Source organism: Labilithrix sp., assembly GCA_019637155.1.
Classification (GTDB): Bacteria; Myxococcota_A; Polyangia; order Polyangiales; family Polyangiaceae; genus Labilithrix.
On record JAHBWE010000003.1, the window covers coordinates 97172 to 114641 of the forward strand.

Annotated in this window: 18 protein-coding genes and 1 tRNA gene; 6 read left to right on the forward strand and 13 right to left on the reverse strand. The window is 71.6% G+C overall.

Features of this window, described 5'->3' with window-relative positions; all coding sequences use genetic code 11:
• Positions 1 to 3: 3 nt before the first annotated feature.
• Complete coding sequence (locus KF837_06780; GenBank protein ID MBX3226998.1) at positions 4 to 1359, reverse strand: hypothetical protein; 1356 nt, start codon at positions 1357 to 1359, stop codon at positions 4 to 6.
• Between the two features lie 89 nt (positions 1360 to 1448).
• Here KF837_06780 and KF837_06785 point away from each other — a divergent pair, with 89 nt between their 5' ends.
• Positions 1449 to 1964 carry a cupin domain-containing protein gene (locus KF837_06785; protein ID MBX3226999.1) on the forward strand — a complete coding sequence of 172 codons (516 nt, stop codon included), beginning with the start codon at positions 1449 to 1451 and terminating at the stop codon, positions 1962 to 1964.
• A gap of 64 nt (positions 1965 to 2028) precedes the next feature.
• On the opposite strand, the gene KF837_06790 is transcribed toward KF837_06785, so the two are convergent.
• The 10 genes from KF837_06790 to KF837_06835 all read right to left on the reverse strand — a co-directional run bounded on the left by KF837_06790 (position 2029) and on the right by KF837_06835 (position 10154).
• Positions 2029 to 2277: a hypothetical protein gene (locus KF837_06790; protein ID MBX3227000.1), complete on the reverse strand. Its 249-nt coding sequence runs from the start codon at positions 2275 to 2277 to the stop codon at positions 2029 to 2031.
• Between the two features lie 10 nt (positions 2278 to 2287).
• A complete protein-coding gene (locus KF837_06795) occupies positions 2288 to 3055 on the reverse strand; it encodes a putative DNA-binding domain-containing protein (GenBank protein ID MBX3227001.1) in 768 nt (255 codons plus the stop codon).
• Complete coding sequence (locus KF837_06800; GenBank protein ID MBX3227002.1) at positions 3052 to 4035, reverse strand: DUF692 domain-containing protein; 984 nt, start codon at positions 4033 to 4035, stop codon at positions 3052 to 3054. Before KF837_06800 ends, KF837_06795 begins: the two co-directional genes overlap by 4 nt.
• A 95-nt stretch (positions 4036 to 4130) precedes the next feature.
• Positions 4131 to 4604, reverse strand: coding sequence for a hypothetical protein (locus tag KF837_06805; GenBank protein ID MBX3227003.1), 474 nt, complete (start codon positions 4602 to 4604; stop codon positions 4131 to 4133).
• A gap of 45 nt (positions 4605 to 4649) precedes the next feature.
• A complete protein-coding gene (locus KF837_06810; GenBank protein ID MBX3227004.1) occupies positions 4650 to 5441 on the reverse strand; it encodes a hypothetical protein in 792 nt (263 codons plus the stop codon).
• A gap of 64 nt (positions 5442 to 5505) precedes the next feature.
• Complete coding sequence (locus tag KF837_06815; protein MBX3227005.1) at positions 5506 to 6504, reverse strand: hypothetical protein; 999 nt, start codon at positions 6502 to 6504, stop codon at positions 5506 to 5508.
• 81 nt (positions 6505 to 6585) lie between these two features.
• A complete protein-coding gene (locus KF837_06820) occupies positions 6586 to 8166 on the reverse strand; it encodes a serine/threonine protein kinase (GenBank protein ID MBX3227006.1) in 1581 nt (526 codons plus the stop codon).
• 67 nt (positions 8167 to 8233) lie between these two features.
• Positions 8234 to 9019, reverse strand: a complete 786-nt coding sequence (locus KF837_06825) for a hypothetical protein (protein ID MBX3227007.1) — start codon at positions 9017 to 9019, stop codon at positions 8234 to 8236.
• Between the two features lie 141 nt (positions 9020 to 9160).
• A tRNA-Thr gene (locus tag KF837_06830) sits at positions 9161 to 9232 on the reverse strand.
• A 52-nt stretch (positions 9233 to 9284) separates the two neighbouring features.
• Positions 9285 to 10154: a FadR family transcriptional regulator gene (locus KF837_06835; protein MBX3227008.1), complete on the reverse strand. Its 870-nt coding sequence runs from the start codon at positions 10152 to 10154 to the stop codon at positions 9285 to 9287.
• 82 nt (positions 10155 to 10236) lie between these two features.
• On the opposite strand from KF837_06835, the gene KF837_06840 reads away from it, so the two are divergent.
• Together KF837_06840 and KF837_06845 are read left to right on the forward strand one after the other, a co-directional pair.
• Positions 10237 to 11238, forward strand: a complete 1002-nt coding sequence (locus KF837_06840; GenBank protein MBX3227009.1) for an aminotransferase class I/II-fold pyridoxal phosphate-dependent enzyme — start codon at positions 10237 to 10239, stop codon at positions 11236 to 11238.
• Positions 11235 to 12335: a tetratricopeptide repeat protein gene (locus tag KF837_06845; protein MBX3227010.1), complete on the forward strand. Its 1101-nt coding sequence runs from the start codon at positions 11235 to 11237 to the stop codon at positions 12333 to 12335. The genes KF837_06840 and KF837_06845 overlap by 4 nt, the downstream gene beginning before the upstream one ends.
• 168 nt (positions 12336 to 12503) lie before the next feature.
• On the opposite strand, the gene KF837_06850 is transcribed toward KF837_06845, so the two are convergent.
• Positions 12504 to 12905 (reverse strand): hypothetical protein, encoded by a 402-nt coding sequence (locus tag KF837_06850; GenBank protein MBX3227011.1) that lies wholly within the window; start codon positions 12903 to 12905, stop codon positions 12504 to 12506.
• A gap of 87 nt (positions 12906 to 12992) precedes the next feature.
• Between KF837_06850 and KF837_06855 the strand changes: the two genes are divergently transcribed.
• From KF837_06855 to KF837_06865, 3 genes are all read left to right on the forward strand, one after another.
• Positions 12993 to 13739, forward strand: coding sequence for a hypothetical protein (locus KF837_06855; protein ID MBX3227012.1), 747 nt, complete (start codon positions 12993 to 12995; stop codon positions 13737 to 13739).
• 82 nt (positions 13740 to 13821) lie between these two features.
• Positions 13822 to 15396, forward strand: a complete 1575-nt coding sequence (locus KF837_06860) for an FHA domain-containing protein (protein MBX3227013.1) — start codon at positions 13822 to 13824, stop codon at positions 15394 to 15396.
• Complete coding sequence (locus KF837_06865; protein ID MBX3227014.1) at positions 15393 to 16613, forward strand: Stp1/IreP family PP2C-type Ser/Thr phosphatase; 1221 nt, start codon at positions 15393 to 15395, stop codon at positions 16611 to 16613. Before KF837_06860 ends, KF837_06865 begins: the two co-directional genes overlap by 4 nt.
• Here KF837_06865 and KF837_06870 read toward each other — a convergent pair.
• Positions 16599 to 17423, reverse strand: a complete 825-nt coding sequence (locus tag KF837_06870; protein ID MBX3227015.1) for a tetratricopeptide repeat protein — start codon at positions 17421 to 17423, stop codon at positions 16599 to 16601. The genes KF837_06865 and KF837_06870 overlap by 15 nt on opposite strands.
• Positions 17424 to 17470: the final 47 nt, after the last annotated feature.

The window sequence follows — 17470 nt, forward strand, 5'->3', positions numbered from 1 at the left end:
CGATCAGCGACCGCCGCAGCCGGCGTCCGGGTGCGCGTCGAGGCGCGCCTTCACGTCGTCGAACAGCGCGGCGAGGAGGCGCTGTCCCATGACGACGTTGCCTTCGCGCGAGAGGTGCACGCGATCGGAGGCGGCGAGGCCCCGCTTCATGAACTCGAGGAACGCCCCGTCGCCGCCCATCGCGGCGCGGAAGTCCCAGAACGCGGCGTCGTTCTCGGCCGCGACCTCGCGGAGCTGCTTCACGAGGGCCATGATGCGCGGATCGGTCTTCTGCGAGCCGTGCTTCTCGGAGTCGGGCGGCGAGACGAGGACGACGGGGACGCCGGGGAGCGCGTCGCGGATCTGCTTGATCGTGTCCGTCGCCCACCCGCGGTTCGGCTCGAGCCACATCGAGTTCATGCCGAGCCACACGAAGACGACGTCGTACGCGCGCCGCTCGAGCTGCGCCTTGCGGATGACGGGCTCGGTCAGCATCCAGCGCTGGAAGTTCAGCGCGCCCGCGCCGAGCGAGTCGACGACGACGCCGCCGTTCGGATCGTCGCGCTCGAGCGTGGTGCCGTAGAGGCGCACCGCCTGATCGCCTTTGACGACGCACTTGATCTCGTGCGGCCCGTCCGGCGCCTCGACCGTCTCGAACCCCGCCTCGTAGTCGGCGGCGGCGGTGCGCACCGTCTTCTGCAACTTTCCGTCGAGGAGGAGATCGAACGAGCCGCCGCGCGGCCGCTTCAGGAAGTACACATCGAAGCGGCTCACGCTCCGCCCCACCTTCGCGTCGGCGCCGGCGGTGCCGGCCCACGCCGCGGCGCCGGGCTTGCTGCTCTCGGCCGCCATGTTCGCGAAGCCGTAGCGGTGGCCGACGACGGGATCGGTCGTGCAGTCGAACTGCTTCCAGAGCGGCCACGTGCCGTGATGATGCACGTCCTCGTGCGAGTACCAGGCCCACGGCCGCGCGAGGCCGACGAAGCCGTGACCGGCGTCGCCGAAGCGTCCTTGCAGCGAGCGGCGGAGGTGGCCGGTGAGGAAATCGGAGGTGAGGTTCGAGTCGCCGTAGAAGCCGATCCGGACCGGCTTCTTCGAGGTGCCGCGCGCGAGGGCGAGCAGCTTGTCCTCGAAGGACGCGAGGGAGCCGCTCGGGTCCTCGAGCTTCGGGACGTCGGCGGTGATGACCTTCTTGTCGACCTCGAACGGCGCGATCTTCGCGGCGTCGGGCGCGGGGCACGCGGGCGCGGGCGGCGGCGCGGCCTTCTCGGCCGCCGACGCGGTCGCGGTCGCGGTCGCGGCTTCCGCGGCGGGCACGACGCGGTCGACCTTGCTCTTGCAGGCGGCGAGGAGCGCAGCAAAAACCACGAGGCGACGCACGGGCCAACGAGCCTAGCAAGGGGAGCGGGAGCGCAAAAAATTGTGTAGCCTCGTGAGGCAAGGAGCCACGGAGTCACCTTGAGGTCACCTTGAGCGAACCGCCCCTCGCCGCGCTTCGTGCGCTCGTCTCTGCGGCGGCCTCCGAGCCCGCGGAGGCGACGGTGTCGCTGCGCGATCGCCTGCTCGCTTCGCGCACGCGGAAGGGACGCTACGGCCTCTTCGTCGATCGCGTCGCGCGGCTCTTCGATCTCCCTGTCCCCGAGACCGAGGCGCTGCTCGCGCGCATCGAGTCCGACGAGGCGTGGGGTCCCTTCCTCGTGCCGGGGACCGCCATCATCCCGGTCGTGGCGGGTCCCAGGCGCGCGGGCGCGATCGCGACGATGGTGCGCGTCGCGCCGGGGGTCACCTTCCCCGAGCACACACATCGCGGGGTCGAGACGATGGTCGTCGTCGACGGCGGGTTCGTCGAGGCGGGCTCGCCGGTCGAGACCTGGCGCGGCGAGGAGATCACGCGCGACGACGGCACCTCGCACGCGCTCGTGGGCCTGCCCGGCGTGCCGTGCGTCGCGGCGGTGCTCATCACCGGCCACGCCGACTTCGCGTGACGCGCGGCCGGGACCGCACGCTCCCACGCCCTACGCTCTCCCACGCCCCTACCACGCTCCACGCTCACCAGGCGTAGATCGCGACCTCGACCGTCGACGGCGCCGTGACGACGGCGGCGCGGCGGTGACCGCGCGCGTGGCGCTCGCACGCGTACTCCTCGTGCATCTTCTCGTCCTCGCCCGCGACGAAGATGATGAACGGCGCGGGGCTCCCGCAGTCGAAGCAGAGGCCGTCGGTGGTACGGTCTTCGTCGTCGGGGGTCGTGGCGGCGCTCGCGGCGGTCGTGGCGGTCGTGGCGGTCGTGGCGGTCATGCCCGATCGTTCATGCATCGCGCGCGCCGAGGAGGACGCCGCGCTCACCGAGGTCGGCGAGGAGCCGCGCCGCGCCGGCGAGCACATCCGCGTCGAGGGCAGAGCCCGCCGCCGCCGCGACGGCGGGCCCGAGCGGCTCGCCCGCGACGAGGCGCTCGAGGATCGCGGCCGCGAGCGGGGTGAGCTCGAGGAAGCGCGCGACGTGCACGGCGTCGCGGTACACGAGGATGTGGACGGGGCGCTCTTCGGGCTCCGCCGCGGCGTCGTTGGCGAGGGCGTTCACGGCCCAGGCGAGCCGCGTGAGCGCGAGCGGCTCGGCGAAGACGAGCGGGCGATCCGCGGTGACGTCGAGGAGCCCCTCCGGCGCCTTCGCCCGCGGCGCGACGCCGATCGTGAAGTCGAGGAGCTCGAGCTCGGCGTGGTCGGCGAGCCAGCGCGGCAGCCGCGTATCGGCGCGCCAGCGCGGCGCGGCGAACGCGAGGAACTCGCTGGGGACGTCGCGGAGGTGCGGCGTGCGCGGCCCGACCTCGTCGAGGAACGCGTCGACGCTGCGGCCGAGCTCGCCGGGCGCGTGGACCTCGAGTCGCGCCTTGGTCCTGGCGAGCATCGCCCCGATGACGGAGGTCACGTTGTGGCGAACGAGCCGCCGGTAGAGTCGCAGCCGGCTCGGCGTGAGCGCGGCCGCGTCTTCGCGCGCGATCCCCTCGAACGACAGCTCGGCCCCTTCGCGCCCCAAGCACGCCCGCGCGATGAGCCGCTGGATCTTCTCCGTGCTCACCGCGCCGCCGCCTTCTTCGTCGCGCGCTCGTAGATCGCCTCGAGCGTCCGCACCTCTTCGAGCAGCGTCGCGAGCGGCGGGATCGCCTGATCGCGCTCGAGCAGCACCGGCACGGGCCCGGTCCTCTCGAGCGTGCGCTCGAGCAGCGCGAGGACGGCGTCGTCGACGTCGGCGCCGTGCGTGTCGATGATGATGCGCCCGTCTTCTTCGTCGAACCACTCGTGCCCGGCGACGTGGATCTGCACGACGCGGTCGAGCGGCACGGTCCGCATCCACGCGTCGACGTCGAACCCGAAGTTCGTCGCGTTCACGTAGGCGTTGTTCACGTCGAGCATGAGCCCGCAACCGGCGCGCTCGCAGACGCGCGCGATGAACTCGGCTTCATCCATGTCCCGCGTCCCGGGATGCAGGTACGAGCTCACGTTCTCGATCGCGAACGGCACCCCGATCGCGTCCTGCGCCTGCTTGATCCGGTCCGCGATCCGCTCGACCTCGCCCGCCTTGAACGCGAGCGGGAGGAGGTCATGGAGGATGACACCCTCGGCGCTGCTGAAGCAGAGGTGGTCCGAGTGCCAAGGGCTCCCCACCCGCGCGATGAACGCCCGCAGCCCCGCGAGGTAGTCGCCGCGGAGCGGATCGGTCCCGCCGACGCTCATCGTCAGCCCATGCGTGACGATCGGCCAAACCTCCTTCACCCGCTCGAGCGCCTCGTCGTAGTACCCCCCCCGCCCCATGTAATTCTCGGGCGAGACCTCGACGAAAGACACCGCCGGCGGCACCTCCAGCATCTCGTCGAGCAGCTCCCACCGCAGCCCCACCCCAACCCCGGCGATCCGCCCCCCGCCCCTCACGCTCCGTCCCCGCCCGTCACGCGCCCCTCCACCCGTCGCGCGCCGGCCCCGCCCGTCACGCGCCCCTCCACCGCCGCACGCCAGCCCCGCCCGTGTCCTCCCGCCGGGTGCCGCCGTTGCACGCGCCATCATGATGCACAACCACGGTTGCGCATTTGCACAACCACGGTTGGGTATTTTCACAACCTCGGTTGTGCATCGCGTCGGCCGCGCGCCGTGGCGGGTTACTTCTTCGCGGCGCAGGTGCCCGCGCCGCAGCTGGCGGCGCCGGTGGCCTTCTTGGTCGGGGTCGGGGCCGCCGGCTTCTTCGCGTCGGTCGCCTTCTTGTCGTCCTTCTTCGCCGCGTCCTTCGCCGGCTCCGCCGCGGCCGGCTTCGCCTCCGGCGCCGGATCGGGCGCCGCGACGTTGGGCGTGGGGGGGGCCGCCGCGGCGCCGGCGCCGGCGGCAGCGGCCGTGTCCGGCTTCGCGCCGCAGCCCGCCGCGCCCTGGCCTGCGCCGCAGCCCGCCGCGCCCTTGCCCGCGCCGCACTGGTGCTCGCCCTTCGGCGCCTCGCCGGAGGGACCGCTCGGGGCGCTCGTCTCCGTCGCGTTCACGGGCGACGCCGCCGGCTTCTCCTCGCCGCCGCAGGCAGCGAGCGCCACGCTCGTTCCGAGAACGGCGAGCGCTCCCGCGATCTTCTCAACGGACAGATTCGGCATGGTCGTCTCCCTCTCTTCTGACCTTCGACGTCGAAACGGTAACACTCAGGGCGCCGCCTTGGCGCGCAAATCCAGGGTGATGTCCGCGTTGTCTGCGACCTTGGTGCCGAGCAGATGGAAGGACTGCTTCGCGATCTTTCCGAGGCCGTCGCGCGGCTTCACCTCGTGATCGGCGAGCACGACACGGAAGGGCTTCCGCGACTTGATCGCGATCCACGACGGCTTCGTCGCGTCGCCGCCGGAGGGATAGTGGAGCTTCAGCTCGACCTCGGCCTCCCGCTCCACCTTGTGGCCGTGGACGAGGAGATCGCCCCGCGTCACGAGCGTGACGACGCGCACGTCGTCGGAGCCGTCCTTCTCCGCGGGCAGCTTCGTCACGTCGTTCGCGCTCACCTTGTCGATCGCGCGGATGGCGTAGACCGCGTAGCGGTTCGCCTCCTTGACCTTGTCGTCGACCTTGCCTTCCTCGCCGTCGGCGACCTCGAGCCACGTCCGCGCGTGCGTCGTCTGCGACTTGTTCTTCGCTTCCTCGGGGAAGGTGCTCGTCGTCAGCGTCGTGAGGTCCATCTTCACCTCGCCGCGCGATGCGGTGAGGTTCGTGAGATCGACGTCGAGCGTGCCGGCGCCGCCTGTCGCCGTCGCCTTGATCTTCTCCTTCGGAGCCTCCATCTCGATCGACGTCTTGCTCTCGGGATCGATCGTGAACTTCGTGCTCGTCCCTCCGGGCGGCGGGAGCGACGGGGCGAGCGAGCTCACCGCCGGCGCCGGCGACGTCTTCTTTTCGTCGCACCCCGACGCGAGAAGGAGCAGGCCAAGCCAAGGAGCGAAACGCGTCATGCCGCTACTCTACGCGGCGAGGAGCGGTCCGGTTTCGGGAATTTTTCGCGCGCGTGCGCTGCGATCAGAACGCTCCGCCGAGCCCGAGCCCCGCGAACGTGGGCGTGATCACCGGCAGCGGAACGAGCCGCGCAGTCTTCGCCTTCGGCGCCGTGAAATAGAGGACCGCGCCGAGACCGACCATCGCGCCCGCGCCCGCGCCGAGGATGATCGCGATGAGCTGGTCGTTCTTCGCGGCGGAGTTCTTGTCGTTGATCGCCGTGACGTAGGCTTGCCGATCGAAGTCCGCCCCGCCCGCCGCCTTCTTCTGATCGAGGCCTTCGAGATCGGTGATCAGCTTGTCGCGCTCGCTCGCTTGATTGAGCCCGAGGATCAGGACGCCGACGGACGCGATGCCGGTGAGGATGCCGGCGCCGCCGACGATGAGCCCGATCGTCCGCTGTCCGCTCCCGTCGCTCGACGGTGCGCCGCCCGTCGCGGCGCCGCCCGCGCCCGGCGTCACGACCGGAGTCCCCGGCTCCGCCGGCGCGTCCTCGAGCGGTCCGAGCTCGACGCGCTCCGTCACCGGCGTGTCGGCGACGACGATCGTCCGCTGCTGCGCCTTCTTGCCCGGCGCGCTCGCCTCGATCGAGTGCTCGCCCGGATCGATCGGGAGCGGCACCTCCTTGCCGGCGAGGGTGACCGTGACCTCGGCGCCGTCGCGCTTGACCACGAGATCGCTCGGCGCGTCCTTCACCGAGATGATCACGTAGTGGAGCTGCGGCTTCAGGCGGTTCGCGGCCTCCTCCGCGCTCTTCTCACGGTCCGGCTGGTGCCGCTGCTGCGCGAGCCCCTGCGCCGAGCGGTACCACGTCCACGCGCTCGCCCACTTCTTCTGCTTCTCGAAGCAGATGGCGAGGTTGATCTGCGTCCCCGGCGACGGGTCGGCCTTGTTGCTCTTGGCGAACGCCTCGCACGCGACGACGAGGTCGTTGCGCTTCATCGCCGCGAGGCCCTCCTCGAAGAGGGTCTCCGCCGCGCTCTCGTCGGCGTATGCCATCGGCGCCGACAGCACGAGCCCCATGAAAACGGCCGCAGCGGAAGCGCTCCGCAGTACGTTCATCGCGCCGTTATACACGAACCGCACGTCACGAACGCGCGTGAATCAGCGCCTGGTCTCGGGAGTCGGCGTCGACGGTGCGCGCGGCGGTGCGGGGGCTGGTGCAGGTGACGGCGGCGGCGCCGGTGGCTTCACATTCGGCGACGGCGACGGCGGCGGAGGGGGCTTCGGAGCGACCGCGATCGTCGGCGGCGCGCTCGGAGGCGGCGGCGCCGACGCCGACACGATCGCGCTCGGAGGCGGAGGTGGCGGCTCGGGCTCGGGCTTGGGCTCGGGCGGAGGCGCCGTCGGCTCCATGCTCGGGTGAGGCGGCGGCTCGGTCGCGACGGTGACGGACGACGCGATCGGCGGCACGTCGGCCTTCGCGTGATCGTCGCGCGTCTTCATGTAGACGAGCGCACCGATGACACCGACCGCGGCGAGGCCCGCGAAGACGGCGCCGAGGATGAGCGGGAGCTTCGACTTCGGGACCCCTTGCGGCGTCCCTCCCGCCGTCTGCCAACCGCTGCCGGTCGTCTGGTTGAAGCCCGCGGGGAGCGCGACGCCCGCCGGTGTGTTCGGCGTGAGGGCGCCGAACGGGAGCTGCGGGAGCTGCGGTCCCGTCATCGGTCCCGCGCTAGAGATCCCTTGCGCGCCGGGCGAGCTCTGCGCCGCGCCGCTCGGGATCGTCTGCGGGCTCGCGCCGATGCCGCCGGGCAGGAACGCCGTGCCGCCGCCCCGGTTCGTGCTCGGCATCGGCATCGGCGGCATCGCATGCTCGAACGGAGCGAGCGCGGCCGCGAGCTCGGCGACCGACTGGTAGCGCTGCTCGGGCTTGCGCTGGAGGCAGCGGAGCACGACGTCGTCGAGCCCCATCGGGATGCCGGAGACGCGCGTGCTGAGCGGCTGCGGATCGCTCTCGAGGATCGCCGCGAAGAGCTCGCCGAGGTTCTCGCCCATGAACGGCAGGTGCCCGGTGATGAGCTCGTAGAGGATGACGCCCATCGCCCAGATGTCGGCGCGGTGGTCGACGCTCTTCGCGTTGCGGAGCTGCTCGGGCGACATGTAGAGCGGCGACCCGAGCATCGCCTTCGTCGACGTGAGCGCGCTCGGGCTCGCCGCGAGGGCGGACGATCCCTGCGCCTTCGAGATGCCGAAGTCGAGCACCTTCACGACCTGGGTGCCGTCCTTGCGCTGCGCGAGGAAGAGGTTCGACGGCTTGAGGTCGCGATGGACGATGCCGATCGCGTGCGCCTGCATGACGCCCTTGCAGCCCTGGAGCACGTACCCGGCCGCGACGTGCGGAGGCAGCCGCTTCACCGGATCCTTCTCGAGGAGCTGCGCGAGGTCCTGCCCCTCGAGCAGCTCGAGGACCATGTACGCGTAGCCCATCTCGTCGCCGACGTCGTCGACGCGGACCACGTGCTCGCTCTGGATGTTCGCCGCCGCGCGCGCCTCGTTCTTGAACCGCTGCGACGCCTCCGCGTTGCTCGCGTCGGCGAGCATGAACTTGATCGCGACGGCCTTCGAGAGCTCGAGGTGCCGCGCCGCGAAGACGGCGCCCATCCCGCCTTGACCGAGCAACCGATCGAGGACGTACTTGCCCGCGATCATGTCCCCCGGACGGGGAAGCTGGGCGCCGCTCATGCGACGTTCAGGATAGGGACTCGCCCGTCAATTTCAACGTCGGCGCGCACGTAGGCGCCTGTGCCGATCAATGCGACGCGAGCTTCGGCGCCGCCGCGTACCCCTCCCAGCCGCTGAGGCCGTCGACGAGCCACGGCAGCGAGCGGTTCAGCGACGCGCGCACCTCCGGCACCATCGAGTGCCCGAACGCCCCCGGCGACTCCACCCTCACCTCCGCGCCCGCCTGCACGAGCGCCGCCTTCGACCCGGCGAACGATCCGGTGCACCCGCCCTGCGAGCACGTGTAGAGCACACGTTTTCCGCCGGCCTTCACGAAGGCGCGCGCGAGCCCGCCGTCCTCGAACGCGCGATACCCGCCCTCCGTCAGCGCCGCCCGCGCGAAGCGTCCTTTGTTCGCCGCCCCGAGGACCGGCGCCGCCATGTTGGCGCCCTGAGAGAACGCGGCGTACACCGCCGGCCCCGCCTTCACGCGCGCCCCGTACTTCGCGCGCACCGCCGCGAGCGCCGCGTCGGTCGCCTTGTCGATCGCGTCGCTCGACGGCCAGACGTACGTGTCCTTCCCGCCCTTCGATCCCGCCGGACACACGACGAACGCATACGTGTCGACGATCACGCGCCACGCCGAGCACATGAGGCCCGGATGATCGAACGCCCCGTGCACCGCGACGACGACGGGCCGCGGCTCCGTCGATCCGAGCGGCGGCGCCACGTACGCGACGCCGCCCCCGTCGAGGTCGAGCTTCTCCATCCAGCTCCCACCGAGCGGCGCGCCCGCATCCGTCCCCGACTCCGCCGCCGCGGTAGAGCACGCCACGAGCACCACGAGCACGAGCACCGCCCAGCGAAGTCCCATGCCACCAAGTCGTGCGAGCTGCGTGCCGCGCGTCTCGGCGGCGGCGGCCTCCTCGAAGAAACGGGCGCAGCGAGGCGGAGCCGAGCGAAGTCTTTTTCGAAAGGGGGTCTTAGGGGGCGAAGAGCCCCTAAAACCTGAGAGAGCCGCGAGTCGGGCTTGAACCGACGACCTGCGCTTTACGAAAGCGCTGCTCTACCGCTGAGCTATCGCGGCGGTACGAAGAGACGCAGCGAAATAGGATGCTCTCCCGCGTCCGTCAAGGGATTCAGCGCTTCTTCTCCTTCTTCGCGCTCGCGAGCGAGGGCGCGCTCTTCGCTGGAGCCTTCGCGCGCTTCGCGTCGGGCTTGCCGGTGTAGCCGTGGCGGTTCAGCCACTCCTCATCCATCGCGTTGAACGCCGTGCGGAGCGCCTGCCGCGCGTGCTCGCCGTTTCCGGCGCGGACGAGCTCGACGAGGATCTCGTTGAACGGGAGCGCGTCTTCGCGACGGTCGTAGAGTTGCGCGAGGAGCTCCGGCTGCTCCTCCGGGAAGCGCGCGAACGTGTTGAGGAGGAGCTCGAAGCCGACGTTCCGCGCCGCGCGGCAGATGACGCGCTGGATCGCGAGGTCGCCGCGCGCATACGCGAGCGGATCGTGGAGGTTCTCCGGCTGCCGCGCGATGACCTCGCGCAGCGCGACGAGGTCCTCCTCCGTGTGCCGCTCCGCCGCGAGCGCGACCGCCTCCGAGACGAGGACGCGACGGATCTCGAGCAGCGACTGCAGCAGCTCGTTCCACGCCGGCTCCTCGCGCTCGAGCGAGTTCATGACCATCATCAGCGCGTCGAGCCCCGCGCGCTCGCGCCACGGAACGACCTCGGTGCCGGAGCCGTGGCGGGTGCTGACGAGCCCCATCGCCTCGAGCCGCGCCAGCGCGGCGCGCAGAGTGAGGCGGTTCACGCCGAGGGCGAGGGAGAGCTCGCGCTCCGACGGCAGCTTCGATCCCGGCGCGATGCGGCCGGCGAGGATCTCGTTGCGGAGCCGATCCGCGACCGCGTCGACGACGCTCGAACGCGCGACGGGCGCGATCGCGGCGAGGGTATCGGCCGGATCGGACGTCAGAGGTCCGAGGGCCTCGCGGGAACGGGGAGGCTTCTTCATCGCTCGGCGCGAGGATACTCGGTAAAGTCCACGCGTGCCGATCGACTTGAGGAGTGACACGGTCACGCGCCCGACCACGGCGATGCGAGACGCCATTTCGCGCGCCGAGGTGGGAGACGACGTCTTCGGCGAGGACCCCACCGTCCTCGCGCTTCAAGAGGAAGCGGCCAAGGTCACGGGCAAGGAGGCCGCGCTCTTCGTCACCTCCGGCACGATGGGCAACCAGCTCGCGATCGCGGTCCACACGCGCCCCGGCGACGAGGTCATCGTCGGCGAGGGCGCGCACGTCGTCTTCTACGAAGGCGGCGCCGGCCCCGCCCTCTCGGGCGTCCAGTTCGCGATCGCGGGCACGGGCGGCCTCTTCGACGCCGCGCAGATGGAAGAGCGCGTCCAGCCGAAGGCCTACTGGGCGCCGCGCACGAGCCTCGTATGCGTGGAAAATACACATAACCGCGCCGGCGGCCGCGTGTTCCCGCAGGCCGACGCGGTCGCGATCGCGCACCGCGCGCAGGAGCTCGGCCTCGCCGTCCACCTCGACGGCGCGCGCATCTGGAACGCGAGCGTCGCGACGGCCCTCCCCGTCTCCGAGCTCTCTGCCCCCTTCGACACGGTGAGCATCTGCTTCTCGAAGGGCCTCGGCGCGCCGGTCGGCAGCGCGCTCTGCGGGACGCGCGAGCACATCGAGCGCGCGCGTGTCCTCCGCAAGCGCTGGGGCGGCGGGATGCGCCAGGCCGGCGTCCTCGCGGCGGCGGCGCTCTTCGCGCTCGAGCATCACCGCGAGCGCCTGCGCGAGGACCACTACAAGGCGAAGCGCTTCGCCGAAAAGGTCGCCGCCGCGCCCGGCGCGAGCGTCGACGTCGCGCGCGTCGAGACGAACATCGTGAACGTCGACCTCGACGCGCCCCTCACCGGCGACGCGGTCGCGAAGGCCGCGGCGGACCTGGGCCTCGCGATCAACGCGTCGGGCCCGCGTCGCCTCCGCGCGGTGATGCACCTCGACGTGACGCCGGAGGACGCAGAGCGCGCCGCCGATCTGCTCGCCGAGGCGATCGCGAAGGCACAGCAGGGCTCGGCTCGCGGATGAAGCGCGCGCTCGCGACCCTCCTCCTCTTCGGCGCCGCCACCTCCGCGGCGTGCGCGCCGAACCGCGGCGCCGCGTACGAGAAGGCCGTCGGTGAGGCGCGCACCGCGTACGGCCGCGGCCGCTACGACGTCGCAGCGGAGCGCTGGGACGAAGCGGCGCGCACGGCGAAGGTCCCGCGCGACGGCGTCTACGCGCGCTACGAGGCCGCCCTCGCCCGCGCGCGAGCCGGCGACGTGGCGCGCGCGAGCGCCGAGCTGAAGAAGCTCGCCGACGAGAACAACGCGTACTCGGCGCCGGCCGCGTACAAGGCCGCCGACCTCACCGCGCGGAAGGATCCGGAGGCGGGCCGTCGCGAGCTCGAGGCGGTCGCGCTGCGCTACCCCGACCACGCGATGGCGAAGGTCGCCTTCGCCCGCGTGCTTCGCCACACCGACGAGGCCGGCCCGACCGCCGCCCTCGCCTACCTCGACACGATCGGCCCGAAGGTAGCGGGCAAGGCGCTCGAGGAGGACGTGCTCTACCAGCGCGCGCGCCGCCTCGCCGAGGCAGGCCAGACCATCCCGGCGCGCGACGCCTTCCTCGCGATCGCCGACCGCTGGCCCTACCCCCACGGCGCCTACTTCGACGACTCCCTCTTCCGCGCGAGCGAGCTCGAAGAAAAGCTCGCCCGCCCCCGCGAGGCGATCGCGCATCTCGAGCGCCTCCTATCGTTCCGCGAGATGTCGGTCACGATCGGCAGCTACGAGCGCCCCCGCTACATCCCGGCGATCCTCCGCGTCGCCAAGCTCCACGAGGAGACGCTGAACGACCGCGCCGCCGCCCGCGCCGCGTACCACCGCCTCTACCGCGAGTTCAAGACCTCCACGCTCCGCGACGACGCCCTCTGGCACGAAGCGGAGCTCTGGCAAAAAGACGGCGACCAGAGCACCGCCTGCGACCGCCTCTCGACCCTCACGAGCGACTTCCCCGACTCCCGCTACGTCCCCTGCGCCGTCGCCAAGTGCCCATCGATCAAGCGCCCTCCCTCGAGCAAGTCCCCAACGACCTGCCGTCCCTACCTGACCCGCGAGCCCACCCCCGACGGGCCAACCCGCTGACGTGCAAGAGCGTTGAGGAGCGCGAGTGCCGAGGTCGCGCACGCCGCTCCAACGATGGTGAGGCAGTTGGGGGCGCTGGCTACTCGAAGCGCCCCTGACCGAGGCGCTGCGGGAGCTGGGAGGCGGTGCGAGGCCCTGAAGAAAGAAGAAGGATGGGAGGGACGCCGGTCAGTCGTCGTCGTCCTCTTCCTCTTCTTCCTCGTCGTCGTCCTCGTCTTCGTCGTCGAGGTCTTCGTCGTCCTCGTCGAACTCCTCTGCGCTCTCCTCTTCCTCTTCTTCCTCGGCGGCGGGCTTCTTCTCGAACTTCACGTCGACGCCGATGTCGCCGAGCTGCGCGTCGAGGAGCTCGAAGAGCTCGTCCACGTCGTCGCCCGACCACTCGTCGAGCATCTCCGTCAGGAACTCGTAGAAGTCGCCGCTGTCGAGGCGTCGCTCGATCTCCTCGACCTGCTCCTCGGTGAACGCCTCGAGGATGTCCTCGCGCAGCGTCTCGGTGTCTCCCTCCTCGATCGCGTCCTGCGCCGAGAGCCGAATCTGCCGTACCGCGCGTTTGTCGAGAACGATCTCCATCTCTCTCTCCGAGGCTTTCTCGGCCCACGAATACGCAAAGCCATCCTTGGATGTCAACGAACGAGACGATGCCTTATGCTGAATGCCGTGCGAGGCGCCGCGGGACACCTCTTCGCGTTCGCGTTCGCGACCGCTTGGACGACCGGCGCCGCGGCGCAGTCGGCCCCGGCGGGATCGGCGACCCCGCCGCCGGCCCCGCCCGAGGAGACCGGGCCGGTCGCGCCCCTCGCGCCGAACGAAGAGGCGGCGCGGATCGCGAAGGAGATCGAGCGCGCGCCGCCGCCACCGTCCCACGTCGTGTACTTCCAGTACGGGGTCGCGTTTACCACCGAGCAGGTCGTGTCGCCCGGGCCGATTTGCGACGACCCCACGCAGCCGTGCGTCCTCGGCGCCGGCGGCGGGCTCGTCATCCGCGGCGGATGGCGGAGCGCCGGATCGCTCTATCTCGGCGGTGCCTACGAGCTCACGAAGCAGGATCCGAGCAAGCTGTATCGCATCGCGCTCCTGCAGCAGGCGCGCGCCGAGGCCCGCTACTACATCCAGACGTACCGCGTCGCCGAGCCCTACGTGACCGCGAGCCTCGGCGCCGTGGGCTACGGCAACGAGTGGAAGGTCGACACCTACGGGCCCGCGGGATCGCTCGGGGTCGGCATCGAGTACCAGGTGACGCAGCGCACCGTCGTCGGTCTCGCCGCGTCGTATCGCCTCGCGTACTTCAGCCGGTTCGTCGACACGACCAAGTTCGAGCGCGAGGGCGGCGTCGCGCAGCTGTTCGGGATCGACCTGGTGCTCGAACAACGCGACGCCTTCCTCACCGCCGACCGCACGCGCTGAGGAAGGACCGTGCTTGACGTAGTGCCTTGGGCTGTTGTCCCATCCGGGGTCACGTGATGCTGGCCGCGGGAAAGAGCGCGTCATGACCTGCACGACATGCGGGCGCGATAATCCAGCGCACCTCACGTTCTGCCAGGAATGCGGACAGCGCCTCGGGCCACGCATCGCGCCGCCCACCCCGCCGATCGGCCTCGGCGCGCAGGATCCCTATCAGTCCGGCGGCCAGCCGCCCGCGCGCGTCGGCACCGCGCTCGGCATGACCGCGCAGGCGACCGACGTGAAGGCCGCCGCTCCGGCCGCGCCTGCAGGTGCGGAGCGGCGCTGCAAGATCTGCGACACCGTCAACGGGCCGAACCTCCGGTACTGCACGTCGTGCGGGAGCACGCTCGAGCCCGCCGCCGCGGCCCCCGCGCCGGTCGCTCCCGCGCCGGTCGCCCCCGCGCCCTCGCCCGCGCCGAGCCCCGTCGCGCCCGCCGGTGAGATCGCGCCGATGCGCGTCGTGCCCGTGAGCGAGGCGCCGAAGACCGTCGCCGAGCAGAGGACCTGCTCGCGATGCCGCGGCCTCGTCGATCCCGGGGCGCAGTTCTGTAAGTTCTGCGGTAACCCCCTCGCGAGCTCCCTCGCGAACGAGACGCCCGCCGCCTCGCTCCTCCCGCACGAACGCCTCGATCTGCCGCGGCCGAACGGCTCGGTCGTGCCGCAGCCGAAGCCGGCCGCCGCCATGCCGGTGCCCTCACCGTCCCCGATCGCGCCGACGCCGATCGCGCCGTCGGCGATGCCGAACCCGCCGAAATACGGGCCGCCGCCGCAGGTGAGCGGGGCCGCCGCGCTCGCGGCCGCCGCCGCCGCGCCGATCGCGCCAGCGCCAGCGCCGATCGGCGCCCCCTCCCCGGCGGCCGCCCCCGCGCCCGCGGCCGCGAAGCCGACCACGCCGTCGCGCGGGCGCCTCGTCGTGATCGCGAAGAGCGGCGCGGACGGGCCGAGCTATCCGTTCGGCGACTCGTTCGACGTCGGGCGGACCGAGGGCAACGTCGTCGTCCCGGAGGATCCGTACCTGTCGCCGCGTCACGTGCGCATCGTGTTCCAGGGCGGGAAGCTCACGCTCCGCGACCTCGGGAGCACCAACGGCGTGTACCTTCGGCTCGCTGCGTCACGCGACACCTCACCGCGGCGCGGCGAAGGCGCGGAGATCGCGGTGCCGCTCACCGATCAGGACATGATCCTCGTCGGGCAGCAGGTCCTCCGCTTCGACGTGCTCCGCGAGGGCGAAGGCGGCCTCGGCCCTGCCTCGGAGCATGGGACGCTCTTGTTTGGCTCTCCCGCCGCTCCAAGGTACGCTCGCCTATGTCAGCGTACCGTCGAAGGCATCGCGCGCGACGTCTACTACCTTCGGAAAACGGAGACCGTGCTCGGACGTGAGTCGGGAGATGTGGTGTTCACGGAGGACCCGTTCCTCTCGCGCCGTCATGCTGCGGTCCGTGTCCTCTCGCGCGACGGCGCCGTCCAAGGCGGCGGCGCTCGCTTCGCGCTCGTCGACCTCGGCTCCTCGAACGGCACCTTCCTCAAGCTCCGCGGCGACGTGGAGCTCGCGCCGGGAGATCACTTCCGCGTCGGCCAACAGCTCTTCCGCGTCGACTTCGATGGGGTCCAGAATTGACGTCCGTCGCTGATCCGCCGCCGGCCACCCCGAACGAAGACGCAGCGAAGGCGGCGCAGGTCGAGAGCGAGTCCTCCATGCCCGTCGCGCAGGCCGCGAGCGCGGACGGCGTGCGCATCCAGCTGTTCGCCCGCACGGACGTGGGGCAGGTGCGCGAGCACAACGAGGACAACTTCCTCGTCGCCGACCTCACGAAGCGATCGCGCGGACTCCTCGAGGCGAACCGCGCCACCGCGATCGGGCAGCAAGGGGCCATCTTCGCCGTGTGCGACGGCATGGGCGGCGCGGCGGCGGGCGAGATCGCGAGCCAGCTCGCGGTCGACATCATCTACGAGCGCCTCGTCGACGGGCTCGGCGATCGGCCGGTGAAGCGCGACGAGCTCGCGCGCCGCCTCGTCCGCGCGATCGAGTCGGCGGGCCTCCGCATCTTCCAGGAGGCGAAGGCGGACCGCTCGCGCCGCGGCATGGGCACGACCGTCACCGCGGCCGCGCTCGTCGACGAGATCCTCTTCTTCGCGCAGGTCGGCGACTCGCGCGGCTACATCCTCCGCGGCGACACGCTCGTGCAGCTCACGCGCGATCAGTCGCTCGTGAACCAGCTCATCGAGGCCGGTCAGCTCACGGAGGAAGAGGCCGAGACCTTCGAGCACAACAACATCATCCTCCAGGCGCTCGGCACCTCGGACACGGTGCAGGTGGACCTCACGTTCGCCGAGATCCGCAAGGGCGACATCCTGCTCCTCTGCTCGGACGGGCTCTCGGGCATGGTCCGCTTCGAGGACATCCGCGAGTCGCTCCGTTCGGGGATGGAGCCGCTCGACATCTGCAAGCAGCTCACCGAGCGCGCGAACGCGGCCGGCGGTCACGACAACATCACCGTCATCATCGTCAACTTCGACGGCCCGAACCTCAAGGAGCGCGACGCCGAGGGCGAGCCGCTCAAGTACCGCAAGTACGTCCTCCCCGACGAGTCGATGGAGGAGCGCGCGACCGCCCCCGCGGGCAGCGCCGGCGCGCCCGGTGGAGCGTCGAGCGAGGGCGCGCAGCGCGCGGCGTCGAACCCGCCCGCGACGTGGCAGGAGAAGGGCGCGCACGCCGACCACGACTACGATCGCGTCGACATCCCAGGGACCCACGTCCCGATCTGGATGGTCGTCAGCATCATCGCCGGCGTCGTCGTGCTCCTCGCCGGGACCGCCTTCCTACTGCTCCGCTGACGTCGCGACGGCGTTGGCCGGATCGAGCGCGAGGCTCTCCTTCGCGGCGGCGCGGGCGCCTCGCGCGTCGCCGCGGGCCTTGCGCGCGACGGCGATCCACGCCCACGCGGTCGCGGCGCGGGTGCGGTCGGCGTCGTTCGTGAGGGGCGCGAGCGTCTCCTCCGCCTGCGCGAACGCGTCGCCGCGGAGCTCGAGGCGCGCGACGAGGAGGAGGACCTCGGGGACGTCGCCGAAGCGGCCGCGCGCGCGGGCGATCACGTCCGCCGCCTCGGCCTCGCGATCGAGGCGGAAGAGGCACTCCGCGAGGCCGACGTAACCCTCTCGCGCCTCCGGCGCGACCTGGGTGAGGCGGAGGTACTGGCCGCGCGCGTCCTCGAAGGCGCCGCGCTCGAAGTAGCGGCGCGCGAGGTTCTCGCGGGACGGCACGAAGCCGGGGTCGACCTTGAGCGCCTGCTTGTAGTGACCCTCGGCTTCCTTGCCGATGCCGCGCCGATCGGCGAGGAGCCCGAGCGCGTGGTGCGGCGCGGGGAGATCGGGGTTCAGCTCGCGCGCTTTGACGAAGTGCTTCCGCGCGCCCGCGAGGTCGCCGCGCCGGAGCTCGACGTAGCCGAGGTTGACCCAGGCCTCCGTGAAGCGCGGGCTGAACTCGAGCGCGAGGGAGAAGCGCGCCTCCGCCGTCTCGAGGTCGCCGGCGGCGAGGGCGGCGGCGCCGTTCTGGTTCAGCTCGATCGCCTTTGGCGGCAGCGGTGGGATACTGGCGCATCCGGCGGTGATGCAAAGGACGGCGAGGAGGGCAAGGGCGGCGCGCATGGTCCGGGTGGTCGACCTTTCGTGCCCGAGGTTGCGCGAAATCTCGC